Here is an 11,954-nt window from a genome sequence, read left to right on the forward strand (position 1 = left end):
CTTTTCTGAAGCGTAATCCGTTGTGCGCATGCGAGGAGTGCAAGGCGCTGCCGGTTCCACGAGTAGCTGAGGTCACAGACCACATTGTACCGCATAAGGGCGACTCGAAACTGTTCTGGGATCCGAAGAATCATCAGCCCATGGCGAAGCGATGCCATGACAGGAAGACGGCCAAAGAGGATGGAGGGTTTGGGAGATGAAACCAGGTAGCTTGACGCTGTCTATAACCGGAATGCCGATTGTACAAGAGCTTTGCCAGACGCTAATCGATGTGTCGAAAGACGAGCGCATACCGGTACAGGTTCGGGAAGAGCTTTGCGATAGGGTCAATAACATCTTGGAACGGATGACAACAGAGTGACCAAAACACTTTAGACAACTAAAGTAAATCGCTTTAGTACGGTGAAGGGTAGGGGGCCAAAAATCTCTAGGAGCTTAGTGCCAAGAGACCGGCGGCCCCTTTTTTGCGAAGGAAATTCCCCACTGAAATTTTCAGAAAGGAGGTGCCGGCGATGTCTGGACGGCGACAACCGACAAATCTGCTCTTGCTCAAAGGCAAGAAGCATCTAACCAAAGACGAAATCAAAGACAGGCAAGCGAAAGAGGTTAAGGCAGCAGCTGACAACGTCCAGCCGCCGGACTACCTCCCGAAAAAGTTGAAAGAGGAGTTTACGGAAATCGCGAACGAGCTGCTCCGCATCGATCTCATGTCCAACTTGGACTGCGATGCGTTGGCTCGTTTTTTGTTGGCGCGTGAACAGTACGTGAAGCTCAGCCGGGCGCTCCGGAACACACCGGCGACTCAGCGGGTTAAGCACCCGGTAACAGGGAAGCAGCTCACGCTCTCGAACGAGACCTATTCCGAGATCTTGCTTAGCGTCGATAAGCTGTTCAAGCAATGCCGGCAGGCGGCGGCTGACCTTGGGTTGACGATTAGCTCGCGCTGCCGGCTCGTGGTGCCGAAGGCGCCGGAGGATAAACCGAAGTCGGCTGATGAGCAGCTGTTCGGAGGCGCCTTATGATCGGCGTCGACGAACTGATCGAAAGCCTGGGGCGCTATGCCGAGGACGTTGTTGACGGCCGGATCACGGCATGCAAGAAGCACCGCGCCGCCTGCGACCGTTTCCTCACGGACTTGCAGAACAGCGAGCGTGAGGATTATCCATTCCGATTCGACGTGGACGAAGTCTACAGGTTCTACCGATGGGCGCGGATGTTCAAGCACAGCAAGGGCGTGCTCGCCAGTCAGCCGATCGAGCTGACACCGTTCCAGTTATTCGTTACCGGCAACATCTTCGGCTGGAAGCGTAAAGGCTCCGGGCTACGGCGCTTCCGCAAGGCATATATCCAGTTGGCACGAAAGAACGCGAAGTCGCAGCTGCTCGCGCTGATTGGGAGTTATGAGACGTTCCTCTCACCAGAGCAGAGCGAAACCTACATCGCTGGCTGGGGGCGGGAGCAATCCAGCATCGTCTATGGCGAGGTGCTGACGCAGATTCAAGGCGTCGAGATGCTCGCCGGTAAGTTCACGGACGCATACGGCCGGATCCGGCACCTCAAGAGCGGCAGCGTTATTCAGCCGCTCTCGAAAGAGGCCCGCAAGACCGGTGACGGTAAAAACCCGAGCCTGGGGATCGTTGACGAGTATCACGTCCATGAGACAAGCGAGATTTACGACGTCCTAATCTCCGGTATGGTGGCGCGACCGAACCCACTGCTCGTAATCATCACAACAGCCGGCTTCGATATGGCGAAGCCTTGTTTCACAGAGTACCAGTACGTATCCGACATCATCGATCCCGACAGCCAGACGGAGAACGAAGAATACTTCGTGATGATCTGCGAGCTCGACAAGGACGACGACATCAAAGACGAACGGAACTGGGCCAAGGCGAACCCGATCGTATGCACATACGACGAGGGCATGGCGTTCCTCCGGAGCGAAATGCAGGCTGCACTTGATGTGCCGGAGAAAATGCGTAATTTTCTCACAAAAAACATGAATTTGTGGGTGGATCAGAAGGATAACGGCTATATGCCTATGGACGCTTGGCGGGCTTGCGGGAAGAATGATCTGCCGGATCTCTCGGTCCGGGATTGCTATATTGGTGTGGACTTGTCCCAGAAGATCGACTTGACCAGCATCGGAGGCGTCGTCCCGCTCGGCGACGGTCGTGTCTACGTTTGGCAGCACAGTTTCATCCCAGAGGATACGCTCGCGGCCAAGCGCAAGACGGATAAATTCGACTACGACCTGGCGATCAAGCAAGGGGCGCTGACGGTTACGCCGGGAGCCGTTGTTGATTATCGGTTTATCCAGGCGCATCTCAAGCGCGTCATGGCTGAGAACCTCTGGACGGCTAAGGAAGTCTGCTACGACCCCTACAACGCGACGCAGTTCGCGCAGGAGATGGAGAGCGAAGGGTACACGATGATCGAGATCCGGCAGGGCGTTCGGACGCTTTCAGAGCCTACCAAGCACCTACGTGAGCTCGTCAAGTCCGGCCGACTGATCCATGACGGCGACCGGCTGCTAACTTGGGCGGTGGGTAATGCGGTCATCCGGCAGGACCATAACGAGAACATCCAGCTCGACAAGGACAAGAGCACGAACCGGATCGACCCGATCGCAGCGATCATAAATGCTATGGTACGCGCGATGGTAATCGAGCAAGAGTCGATATACAACAACCGCGGACTGCTGATCCTGTGAGGGAGGTGATATTTTGGCATGGTGGAAGTTTTGGGCGTCTGAGAGACGAAGTTATCATGTATATAACGGCAACGGATCGGGCTGGGACGTGTTTGGCTCGGCGCCGGTTTCGGCCGGTGTGAGCGTGACGGAGCAGAACGCATCGGAGCTGACGGCGGTCGGCGCCGCGATCCGAATTTTGAGCGAGTCGATCGCCTCGCTGCCGCTGCCAGTGTATAAGCGAACGAAGGACGGTGGTCGGGAGCGAGCGCCGGATCATCCGCTTTATACGATTTTGCACGATGCGCCGAATCCACTGATGACGGCCATGACGTTTCGGGAGCTCATGATGAGCCACGTTCTGACCTGGGGCAACGCCTACGCCGAAATTGAGTGGGACGAAGCCGGCAAGGTCCGGGCGCTCTGGCCGCTCGAGCCGGACAAGACTGAGCCGAAATTTGACCGTGTGAAGCGAGAGCTGGTCTATGTCACGCAGATCGGGGCTGACAAAGTCACGCTGCCGGCATATCGAGTTTTCCATTTGTCAGGCCTCGGGACGGACGGCATCAAAGGCAAGAGTCCGATCCAGCAGCACCGAGAGGCGATCGGCCTCGCCAAAGCAACCGAGAAATACGGGGCGACATACTTTGGGAATGGTGCCCGGCCGAGCGGCGTGCTCGAGACGGATCAAGTCCTGAAAGACCAGGACGCCGTTACACGATTGCGCACGAACTGGTCGGAGGTTTACGGCGGGGCGGCGAATGCGCACAAGGTTGCGGTACTCGAGGGCGGGCTCAAGTACAAACCGATTAGCCTGCCGCCCGAGGACAGCCAATTCCTACAGACCCGGAAATTCCAGCTATCCGAGATCGCACGGATTTTCCGCATCCCGCCGCATCTCCTGGGGGACTTGGAAAAGGCGACTTTCTCCAACATCGAACAGCAGAGCCTAGAATTCGTGGTCCATACGCTCCGGTCGTGGCTGGTTCGCTGGGAGCAGGCCATATCCAGTCGCCTGCTGACGCCTTCGGAGCGGAAAAAATACTTTGCCGAGCATAACGTGGACGGCCTGCTGCGCGGCGACATCAAGAGCCGATACGAAGCGTATCAGATCGCCAGGCAGAACGGCTGGATGAGTGCAAACGTCATCGCAAAACTGGAGAATTTGCCGCTGATCCCGAAAGAGGAGGGTGGCGATGCGTACCTCGTCAACTCAGCGATGATGCCAATCAGTACGCTGTTGAAAGGGGGTGAAGGGAATGAACAAGGAGCGCCGAACACTAATGGCACCGATGGAGTTGCGGAAGGCTGACGACGGCACAGAGTTTATCGAGGCGTATGCCCTAAAATTCGGGCGAGAATCGGACAATCTTGGCTGGTATACGCCGGTTTATGAGAAAATCGATGCAAAAGCACTCGATAACGCTGACATGTCCAACGTGGTGGCTCTTTTTAACCATAACAGCAATCTAATCTTGGGCAGGAACACTGTAGCATCCGGCAAAGGCCGTGTTGAGCTCGAGGTGGACGGCATTGGCCTGAAGTGGCGATGCACGCCAACCGATACCACATACAGCCGCGATTTGTTGGAGAACATGAGGGCCGGCGTCGTCAATCAATGCAGCTTTGCGTTCTCGTTGGATATGGATGACGATGAGGCGGACCTTTGGGCTTACAACAAAGAGCGCGGCGCCTATGAGAGGACCATCATGAAGATCGAGCGGCTCTATGACGTTTCGGTCGTCACGACTCCGGCCTATCCCGACACTGAGGCGGTACTCTCGCAGCGGTCAAAAGACAAGATTGAGTCCTTAAAGCGCAGTTTGGAGCCGCCAAAAGCGACCGCACCGGACCAGCGCTTTTTTGATTACCTGAAAATTATTAAATCAATGGAGGTATGATCAAAAAATGGCAAACATTCATTCGATTGTTGAAATGCGCCAAAAGCGCGCGGGCTTGGTAAAGCAGATGGAAGAGGTATTGGACCGCGCAAGAAATGAGCAGCGGGCATTGTCCGCTGATGAAAACGTGCAAGTCGATAAGATTATCGCGGATGAAGTCGAACTCCGCAAGCAAATCGAGCGCGAAGAATGGCTCGAGGAGCGCAATGCGGAGCTTTCCGGCCACGAAAACCGCGACAAAGCCGCTGACAAAGAGCGCCGCGAGAAAACTGACTACCAACAAGCTTTTAAACGCTGGCTCCAAGTCGGCACGAACGAACTGACGCCGGAAGAGCGCTCAATCATGATGGAAAAGCGGGCTCTATCCACGACGGGCGGGAGCGGCTCCCAAGGCGGCTACACGATCCCGCAGGGCTTCTATGACGAACTGACGAAGGCAATGAAATGGTTCGGCGGCATGCGGAACGTCGCGAAGATCATTACGACCGAATCGGGTAATGTGCTCCCGATCCCATCCGCGAACGACACGACGAACGTCGGCGCAATCCTCGCGGAATCCACGGCAGCAGCGTCGAATGTGGATCCGGTATTCGGCAGCGTGAACCTCGGCGCGTACAAGTACACGTCGAATATCGTGCTGGTGCCGATCGAACTGCTGCAAGACTCCGCGTTCAACTTGGAGTCGTACCTTGCTGAAATCCTCGGTGAGCGGATTGCCCGCATCAATAACACCCACTTTACGGTCGGGACGGGCACGGCCCAGCCTCGCGGCGTAGTCATCGACGCCACGCTCGGCAAAACGGGCACGACGGGTCAGACCACGTCGATCATTTACGACGACCTCGTCGATCTGGAGCATTCGGTCGACAAGGCGTACCGCCGTAAAGCGTCTTGGATGCTTCATGACACCTCGCTCGCCGCAGTCAAGAAGATCAAGGCATCGACGGGTGAGCCGCTGTTCGTACCGGGTATCGCTTATGGTGAACCGGACCGCATCCTCGGCTACACGTACGAGGTGAACAATGATGTCGCCACAATGGCGGCGAACGCGAAGTCGCTCCTATTCGGCGACTTCTCGAACTACTTCATCCGCGACGTTATGGATATGGCACTTGTCCGCTTTGGCGAGAAGTACATGGACGCCGCACAAGTCGGCTTCGTTGTCTTTTCCCGTGCAGACGGGCGCCTGGTCAACGCCGGCACGAACCCGATCAAATACTACGCTAACTCTGGGACCTAATAAGAGCGGGGGCCTTCGGGCTCCCTTTTTCTTAAAGGGAGGTGGCTTTATGCTCGTAAAAATGAAAGTAAGCATGGCGGGCCCATATGAATCATGGGTGCCGGGTGATGAGCGGGACGTTCGTGAAGATATCGCGAAAGCCTGGGAAGCGGCCGGCATCGCAGACATCGTGGATCAGCCGAAACCGAAGCAGAAGGCGGCGAAGTCCAATGCCGACTAGGGTCATCACGCCGCCGGCCGTCGAGCCGGTCACGCTGGCCGAGGTCAAAGCGCATCTTCGCATTGATTTCACGGACGATGACGTCTACCTCTCGGCACTTATATCGGCCGCGAGGGATTACGCTGAGGGCTTCCAGCACCGGTCACTGGTTCCGCAAACGCTCGAGTATACGGACCATTGCTTCTCACCTGTTGTAAGGCTGCGGCGCGGTCCCGTCACCGAGATTGTGAGCGTATCGTATACCGCGATCGACGGATCAGAGCAGACGATCACGCCAGCGGACTACACACTCACTAGCAATGACGAACTGATCCCGAAGTACGGCACGTACTGGCCGCTTACCATTGGGTACGGGGACGCGGTGCGGATCCGATACAAAGCGGGCTATACCGATGTGCCATGCGCGACCAAACAAGCGATGCTCCTACTCATCGGTCACTGGTATGAGAATCGCGAATCAGTTACGGTTGGCAGGACTGCAGTGGAGCTCCCGCTTGCCGCTACAAGTCTACTCTGGATGGATAGGACGTGGTGACATGGAAGCCGGACGACTGAGGCACCGGATCACTCTAGAGCAATTCACCACGTCTCCAGACGGCGCTGGGGGTGTCACAGAGGCTTGGGTGGCATTCGAAACCGTTTGGGCCGCTGTTGAGCCGTTGCGCGGCCGGGAAATGGTCGAGCATCAGCAGATACAGTCTGGTGTCACCCACCGCGTCCGAAGACGTTATCGCTCGGGCATCAACTCGAAAATGCGGATCAAATTTGGCGGTCGCATATTTCGGATCGACAGTGTGATCAATCCCGACGAGCGAAACCGTGAGATGCAGCTGATGTGCGAGGAGGTTGCGGTGCCATGAGCAAAATCAAGCTAAAGCTGATCGGCGTCGACGAGATGTTGGGCACGTTTAGTCGGTTCGACAAGGAGACTCGGCAAGCGGTCCGGAAAGTGGTCAAAACGTCGGCGACCCGTATCCGCAAAGCCGCCCAGACTCGTATTCGTGTCGATACCGGGAAAATGAAAAAGACCATACGCGTCAAGTATTCTAGCGATGGGCTTTCAGCCGAAATCGGACCGAACTCCCCTTTCGCGCACCTGGTTGAATTCGGGACGACGCACTCTCCCGCGTATCCGTTCATGACCCCGACGGCCGAGGAACAAAAGCCCTTGTATGTAAAGGATATGGAAGCCGCGCTTAAAGCGGCGGTGAAAAATACATGAGCGCACTGCTTGCGATTCAAACCGCGATCTATGCCCGCCTGACGAACGATGCGACGCTCATGGCGAAGCTGACTGGCGTGCATGATGAAGTCCCGCAAGACGCTGCGTTCCCCTATGTAACGCTTGGTGAGTCGACATCAATACCTTGGCGGACGCAGTCACGCTTCGGCGAAGAAGTTACGATTACGCTGCATATCTGGAGCCGGTATAGAGGTTTCAAAGAGGCATTGCAAATACTGGAGGACCTGAACCGCCTGCTGGCTGATCAGGTTTTTGCTATCTCCGGGTGGGAAATGAGTGCTTGCTATTACGAGTTTTCCGACACGATCCGGGATGATGACGGGATCACACGGCACGTTCCGGTACGGTATCGGTTGCAGCTGCAGAAAGAAGGTGGGTAAATGATCGTGATTATGACTCAAACCGTCTCCGAGTCCGTAACCGGCGGCGCGGTAGTTTACGCTGCCGGTGAGCGGTATCTGGTAGACGATGAAAAGGCGGCGGAGTGGCTTTCCGATGGCGTAGCCTATGACCCGGACAATCCACCTGAGCCGGAACAAGAGCTGACGGAAGGAGGCGACGGCAATGCCGCGGACAGCGATCCCGATTCAGACGAATAACTTCCAGGGAGGCGCAAACGTAACGCTTGGCGCTGCGGATTCCGTCAATGGGATGCAATTTCCGAACGACGGAGACACGACGCTTATGGTCCGGAATGCTGGCGGTAGTGCCATCACGGTGACGGTTGTCAGTGTTCCGGATGAAGCTGGACGAACCGGGGATCTGGCTCTTTCCGTAACGGCCGGCGGCGTCGCCATATTCGGCCCCTTCCGTCCCGCTTGGTGGAATCAGTCCGGCGCGGACGCTGGCAAGGTTAACGTCAATTTCAGCTCAGCGACGAGCGTCACGGTCGGCGCAATCAAACAACAAAAGTGAGGTGATTGACCCATGACCCAGGCAATTGCGGGGTTTTCGGGCAAAGTTTTCATTTCAACGAATGGCGGCTCAACGTATAGCGCAGTCGGGGAGATGCGGGACGCGACTTTGTCGATCTCCAATGGTGAGATCGATGTGACTTCGTTCGACTCGAGCGGCTGGGCGGAGTACATTCCCGGGCTGAAAGAATGGGAAGTTGATACGGAAGGACTGTATGTGTACGCGGATGCCGGTCAATCGGCGCTGTATAACGCATTAGTCAATAATACCGTCGTAAAGGTCCGGCTGCTGCCGAAAAACACAACCGGACAAACAGGCTACCAGGGAGACGCCTTTATAACGAGCTGGGAAGTCAACAATACGACCGATGACGCAGTCTCGATCTCCGCATCGTTCCGGGGTACTGGCGCTCTGACGACGTATACAGCACCTTAACGGGAGGATAACCCATGAGTCAACAATATGTAGAGGTGGAGCTGGGAGGATCGACTCGCCAGCTCCGCTTTGATTTTAACGCCATTTGCGATATCGAAGAAAAGTTTGGCAAGGGTGTCGCAGCTATCTTCTCGGAGGAGCAAATCGGCTTTAATTTAGTTCGGTTGTTCTATTGGGCTGGCCTGAAATGGCGGGATCGCGGGCTGACGGTCGAGCGCGTCGGGCAAATGTTGTATAAAGAAATCGAGGCGGGGCAGAATCTGAACGATCTCCTGCAGCCGATTATGAAAGCCCTCAAACAATCGCGGGTATTGGGCGAGATGAAGGAAGCTTCAGGCGACGAGGGAAACGGCCAGAGCGGGACGGTCGAGTAAATTGGGAAGAGCTCAAAAAGCTCGCATACGGACCGCTCGAGCTGAAGCCACATGAATTCTGGCGGCTAACTCACGCTGAGTTTTTGGATATGATCGAAGGCTACAAGCTCAAGACGGAGTGGGAAATGGAGCGTCTTGCCTGGCACGCGGCGAACGTGATGAACGTGCATCTGAAAAAGCCGGTTACGGTGAAGCGGCTGCTCGGAAAAGAGCGCCGTCAAACGCTGGAAAGCAAAGCGGAAGAGTTCGAGAAATTGGCGAAGCTCATGCCGCAGATCAAGGGGGTCCAATGAGGGCTCCCTTTTACATTGGAATCAAACCCAAAGGGGTGAAAATAGATGGCCGCAAAGACGATCGCAAGCCTCGCGGTGGCAATTGGCGTAGATTTAACAGATTTTGAAAAGGACATGAAGGAATTTCAGAAGACCTGGGGCAAGGTCGGCAACCAGATTGCCGATGCCGGGAAAAAAATTGGTACTGCATTCACCGGTGCGGGCGTTGCGATCGCCGCGGGACTGGGCTTCGCGGTGAAGAACGCCGCGGACGCCGAGGTACAGCTTGCGAAAATGGAAACCGCCATGCAGGGCAACACAGCAGCCGCGAAAGAATACTTGTCATGGGCGAAAGAGTTTGGCAAAACAACCCCATTCGAGGCAAGCGAAGTTGTTGACGCGACGATTAAGCTCAAGGCCTACGGCATCGAAGCGAAGAGTACGCTGACACAGATTGGCAACATGGCTGCGGGCATGGGGAAAGGTCTCGACCAGGCGATCGAGGCAGTGGCGGACGCGCAGACCGGCGAGCTGGAGCGGCTGAAAGAGTTCGGCATCACGAAGCAGATGCTCATTGACAAAGCGCTCGCGCTCGGCAAAGGCGAGATCGTCAATGCCAAGGGCCAGATCACGGACCTGGAGGCGATGAACGAGGCGTTATTTGCCATTATGGAAGAACGCTTCGACGGTGGCATGGATCGGATGTCAAAAACGCTAACCGGTCAAGTATCTGCACTCAAAGATACATTCAAGCAATTTTCGGAGTCGATCGGCACGACCCTCCTGCCGGTCATTGAAGGCGTTGTGGGATTCCTGCAAAAAATGGCCGACTGGTTCGCCAACCTGCCGGGGCCGGTTAAAGATACGATCGTGATTCTCGCCGCTGTTGCGGCCGGAATGTTGGTTCTCATTGGCGTGGTTGGATTCCTGGTCGCGGCGTTCGCCTCACTCGCAACGGCTACCGGGATCGCGATGCTTCCGCTGCTGGGATTCGTCGGCATTATTGCAGGCGTCGTCGCCGCTGTCGCGCTTATCGCCTTCTTCATTGTGAAGTATTGGGACGAAATCAAAGCGGCTACGATCATGGTATGGGATGCGGTCGCCGCTGCGCTCACGGCGGCGTGGGATTGGATCGAGAGGATATTTCAAGCCGCGTTTGAGTTCCTCCGGCCCGCGCTAGAGGCGTTCTGGGACGGCGTTACGGCAGTATTTAAAGCGTATATCGAAACAATCAAAACGGTCGTGTCGGCCTGGTGGGAGATCGTCAAGACGCTGTTCGCGACGGCGTTTTTGGCGATTATCTACATCGTAACCGGACAATGGGGTAAGCTCGGGGAGCTTTTCCAGGCAGCCGGCGAGAAGATCGTCGACATCATCTCAGGTGCTTGGGATAAGATCAAAGACATCTGGGGCGGAGCATTTGCGGCCCTTGCTGATGCGGCGAAGCGTGGCTGGGATTGGATCTCTAACGTATTCTCCGCCGCATGGGGGGCCATAAAAGACTTCTTCTCATCGGTCCCGGAGGAGGCGGCAGGCATTGGCCGCGCCATAATGGAGGGTATGGTCAACGGGATCAAGTCGATGGTTTCGCGCCTGATCAGTGCGGCCGTGGACGCCGTAAAAAGCGCCGTCAACGCCGCTAAGAACTTTCTCGGGATCAACTCGCCGTCTAAGCTCTTTCAAGAGATCGGGATGTACACCGGGGAAGGCTTCGCGATCGGGCTGTCCGACTCATCGAGTATGATCGCAGACGCTTCCGTTGGGATGGCCGGCGTGCCGGTCGCTCATACCGGATCGCAGGGCGGCGGCTCGGCAACGATCGTCGTGGAGCTGGATGGCCACACGATCGCTCGCGCAGTAGGTCAGCCGTTGGTTGACCTGGTCCGCGTCAAGACTGGACTGAGGATATAAGAGGGGAGGAGGACGATGGAAACAGAAAATAGCATAATCATTGAGCCTAGCAGAAACACGGTTTCGCTGGAATTAAGCGTAAACTCCATCGAGGTTGTTGCAGTCCATGACGAGATTATGTATGTCTTTATCGGGCCCTCTCAAGTTTATCCTTATTTTAAGGAGGTGCCATCGTGATCTTTACCATCAAGGCACACGATACAACCTCGCTTAGAGGCACGCTGAAGGATGCGAATGGTAGTGTCGTAAATTTAACCGGAGCTACTGTGAATTTTGTTGTTGTCAAACGGGATCTCACCCCGAAATTCAAACGAGCTGCAGAAATAACGAATGCTGCAGGGGGACAAGTTCAATACTCATTCACTCCCACGGATACGACTGAGATCGGGATTTTTTACGGTGAGTTTGAAGTCACTTATGCCGGCGGGGCAGTAGAAACGTTCCCGAATGAGGGCCACATTCGGATCATGATTGGCTCAGATTTAGGATAATCCAATGGGAGGTGCTTTGGTTTGTCATATAACACAAAAGCGATTATCACGGACGTAAATAACAAACCCGTACCACAGTATTACAACCCCGCAACGGACAATTACGAGGCGGCTCAGGGTTCGAACGGAGCTATCAATACGCAACTAACAGGCAGTAATGCAACAGATGCTCAAAGCGGATTTGTCCCCGGTATGGGGTACAATGGAGCAACTTTCGACCGCTGGCGCAACAACACACAGGGTACGCTTCTAGCGAGTGC

General features: G+C 55.6%; 17 protein-coding genes and 2 pseudogenes. All 19 read left to right on the plus strand.

Features of this window, described 5'->3' with window-relative positions:
- Positions 1-512: 512 nt before the first annotated feature.
- On the plus strand, positions 513-1,022 hold the full coding sequence (locus ACI5FR_RS21450) for a phage terminase small subunit P27 family (RefSeq protein ID WP_405458087.1): 510 nt from the start codon (positions 513-515) through the stop codon (positions 1,020-1,022).
- Positions 1,019-2,713: a terminase large subunit gene (locus tag ACI5FR_RS21455; protein ID WP_405458090.1), complete on the plus strand. Its 1,695-nt coding sequence runs from the start codon at positions 1,019-1,021 to the stop codon at positions 2,711-2,713. The genes ACI5FR_RS21450 and ACI5FR_RS21455 overlap by 4 nt, the downstream gene beginning before the upstream one ends.
- A gap of 13 nt (positions 2,714-2,726) precedes the next feature.
- Positions 2,727-4,004 carry a phage portal protein gene (locus ACI5FR_RS21460; protein WP_405458092.1) on the plus strand — a complete coding sequence of 426 codons (1,278 nt, stop codon included), beginning with the start codon at positions 2,727-2,729 and terminating at the stop codon, positions 4,002-4,004.
- On the plus strand, positions 3,952-4,593 hold the full coding sequence (locus tag ACI5FR_RS21465) for an HK97 family phage prohead protease (protein ID WP_405458095.1): 642 nt from the start codon (positions 3,952-3,954) through the stop codon (positions 4,591-4,593). Before ACI5FR_RS21460 ends, ACI5FR_RS21465 begins: the two co-directional genes overlap by 53 nt.
- A gap of 7 nt (positions 4,594-4,600) precedes the next feature.
- Complete coding sequence (locus ACI5FR_RS21470; RefSeq protein ID WP_405458097.1) at positions 4,601-5,833, plus strand: phage major capsid protein; 1,233 nt, start codon at positions 4,601-4,603, stop codon at positions 5,831-5,833.
- 49 nt (positions 5,834-5,882) lie between these two features.
- The gene (locus ACI5FR_RS21475; RefSeq protein ID WP_405458099.1) at positions 5,883-6,053 is read left to right on the plus strand and encodes a hypothetical protein; all 171 of its coding nucleotides are present in this window, start codon (positions 5,883-5,885) and stop codon (positions 6,051-6,053) included.
- The gene (locus ACI5FR_RS21480) at positions 6,043-6,588 is read left to right on the plus strand and encodes a head-tail connector protein (protein ID WP_405458100.1); all 546 of its coding nucleotides are present in this window, start codon (positions 6,043-6,045) and stop codon (positions 6,586-6,588) included. Before ACI5FR_RS21475 ends, ACI5FR_RS21480 begins: the two co-directional genes overlap by 11 nt.
- Position 6,589: 1 nt before the next feature.
- A complete protein-coding gene (locus tag ACI5FR_RS21485) occupies positions 6,590-6,913 on the plus strand; it encodes a phage head closure protein (protein ID WP_405458102.1) in 324 nt (107 codons plus the stop codon).
- Entirely contained in the window at positions 6,910-7,275 is a 366-nt protein-coding gene (locus ACI5FR_RS21490) for an HK97-gp10 family putative phage morphogenesis protein (protein ID WP_405458104.1), read from the plus strand. The genes ACI5FR_RS21485 and ACI5FR_RS21490 overlap by 4 nt, the downstream gene beginning before the upstream one ends.
- On the plus strand, positions 7,272-7,676 hold the full coding sequence (locus ACI5FR_RS21495; protein WP_405458106.1) for a DUF3168 domain-containing protein: 405 nt from the start codon (positions 7,272-7,274) through the stop codon (positions 7,674-7,676). The genes ACI5FR_RS21490 and ACI5FR_RS21495 overlap by 4 nt, the downstream gene beginning before the upstream one ends.
- A 6-nt stretch (positions 7,677-7,682) precedes the next feature.
- On the plus strand, positions 7,683-7,895 hold the full coding sequence (locus tag ACI5FR_RS21500) for a hypothetical protein (protein ID WP_405458108.1): 213 nt from the start codon (positions 7,683-7,685) through the stop codon (positions 7,893-7,895).
- Positions 7,861-8,211: a hypothetical protein gene (locus tag ACI5FR_RS21505; protein ID WP_405458110.1), complete on the plus strand. Its 351-nt coding sequence runs from the start codon at positions 7,861-7,863 to the stop codon at positions 8,209-8,211. Before ACI5FR_RS21500 ends, ACI5FR_RS21505 begins: the two co-directional genes overlap by 35 nt.
- Before the next feature lie 12 nt (positions 8,212-8,223).
- Positions 8,224-8,646, plus strand: a complete 423-nt coding sequence (locus ACI5FR_RS21510; RefSeq protein WP_405458112.1) for a phage tail tube protein — start codon at positions 8,224-8,226, stop codon at positions 8,644-8,646.
- Positions 8,647-8,660: 14 nt separating this feature from the next.
- Positions 8,661-9,020 (plus strand): hypothetical protein, encoded by a 360-nt coding sequence (locus ACI5FR_RS21515; protein WP_405458115.1) that lies wholly within the window; start codon positions 8,661-8,663, stop codon positions 9,018-9,020.
- A pseudogene (locus tag ACI5FR_RS21520) lies at positions 8,957-9,109 on the plus strand (phage tail assembly chaperone); the annotation flags it as partial. The gene ACI5FR_RS21515 and the pseudogene ACI5FR_RS21520, both read left to right, overlap by 64 nt.
- Positions 9,110-9,313, plus strand: coding sequence for a hypothetical protein (locus tag ACI5FR_RS21525; protein ID WP_405458117.1), 204 nt, complete (start codon positions 9,110-9,112; stop codon positions 9,311-9,313).
- A 45-nt stretch (positions 9,314-9,358) separates the two neighbouring features.
- Positions 9,359-11,203, plus strand: a complete 1,845-nt coding sequence (locus ACI5FR_RS21530; protein WP_405458120.1) for a phage tail tape measure protein — start codon at positions 9,359-9,361, stop codon at positions 11,201-11,203.
- A gap of 173 nt (positions 11,204-11,376) precedes the next feature.
- Entirely contained in the window at positions 11,377-11,694 is a 318-nt protein-coding gene (locus tag ACI5FR_RS21535; RefSeq protein WP_405458122.1) for a BppU family phage baseplate upper protein, read from the plus strand.
- Positions 11,695-11,715: 21 nt separating this feature from the next.
- Positions 11,716-11,954 (plus strand): annotated as a pseudogene (locus ACI5FR_RS21540) (hypothetical protein); the annotation flags it as partial.

Source organism: Paenibacillus sp. HJGM_3 (assembly GCF_045062745.1).
In the GTDB taxonomy this organism is placed as follows: domain Bacteria; phylum Bacillota; class Bacilli; order Paenibacillales; family NBRC-103111; genus Paenibacillus_AA.

What these genes read in the sequence shown, in the direction of transcription:
- ACI5FR_RS21510 (WP_405458112.1), top strand. Translation starts at nt 8,224, where the DNA reads ATGACCCAGGCAATTGCGGGGTTTTCGGGCAAAGTTTTCATTTCAACG.
- ACI5FR_RS21490 (WP_405458104.1), top strand. Translation starts at nt 6,910, where the DNA reads ATGAGCAAAATCAAGCTAAAGCTGATCGGCGTCGACGAGATGTTGGGC.
- ACI5FR_RS21450 (WP_405458087.1), top strand. Translation starts at nt 513, where the DNA reads ATGTCTGGACGGCGACAACCGACAAATCTGCTCTTGCTCAAAGGCAAG.
- ACI5FR_RS21515 (WP_405458115.1), top strand. Translation starts at nt 8,661, where the DNA reads ATGAGTCAACAATATGTAGAGGTGGAGCTGGGAGGATCGACTCGCCAG.
- ACI5FR_RS21475 (WP_405458099.1), top strand. Translation starts at nt 5,883, where the DNA reads ATGCTCGTAAAAATGAAAGTAAGCATGGCGGGCCCATATGAATCATGG.
- ACI5FR_RS21530 (WP_405458120.1), top strand. Translation starts at nt 9,359, where the DNA reads ATGGCCGCAAAGACGATCGCAAGCCTCGCGGTGGCAATTGGCGTAGAT.
- ACI5FR_RS21485 (WP_405458102.1), top strand. Translation starts at nt 6,590, where the DNA reads ATGGAAGCCGGACGACTGAGGCACCGGATCACTCTAGAGCAATTCACC.
- ACI5FR_RS21495 (WP_405458106.1), top strand. Translation starts at nt 7,272, where the DNA reads ATGAGCGCACTGCTTGCGATTCAAACCGCGATCTATGCCCGCCTGACG.
- ACI5FR_RS21455 (WP_405458090.1), top strand. Translation starts at nt 1,019, where the DNA reads ATGATCGGCGTCGACGAACTGATCGAAAGCCTGGGGCGCTATGCCGAG.
- ACI5FR_RS21465 (WP_405458095.1), top strand. Translation starts at nt 3,952, where the DNA reads ATGAACAAGGAGCGCCGAACACTAATGGCACCGATGGAGTTGCGGAAG.
- ACI5FR_RS21525 (WP_405458117.1), top strand. Translation starts at nt 9,110, where the DNA reads ATGATCGAAGGCTACAAGCTCAAGACGGAGTGGGAAATGGAGCGTCTT.
- ACI5FR_RS21505 (WP_405458110.1), top strand. Translation starts at nt 7,861, where the DNA reads ATGCCGCGGACAGCGATCCCGATTCAGACGAATAACTTCCAGGGAGGC.
- ACI5FR_RS21470 (WP_405458097.1), top strand. Translation starts at nt 4,601, where the DNA reads ATGGCAAACATTCATTCGATTGTTGAAATGCGCCAAAAGCGCGCGGGC.
- ACI5FR_RS21480 (WP_405458100.1), top strand. Translation starts at nt 6,043, where the DNA reads ATGCCGACTAGGGTCATCACGCCGCCGGCCGTCGAGCCGGTCACGCTG.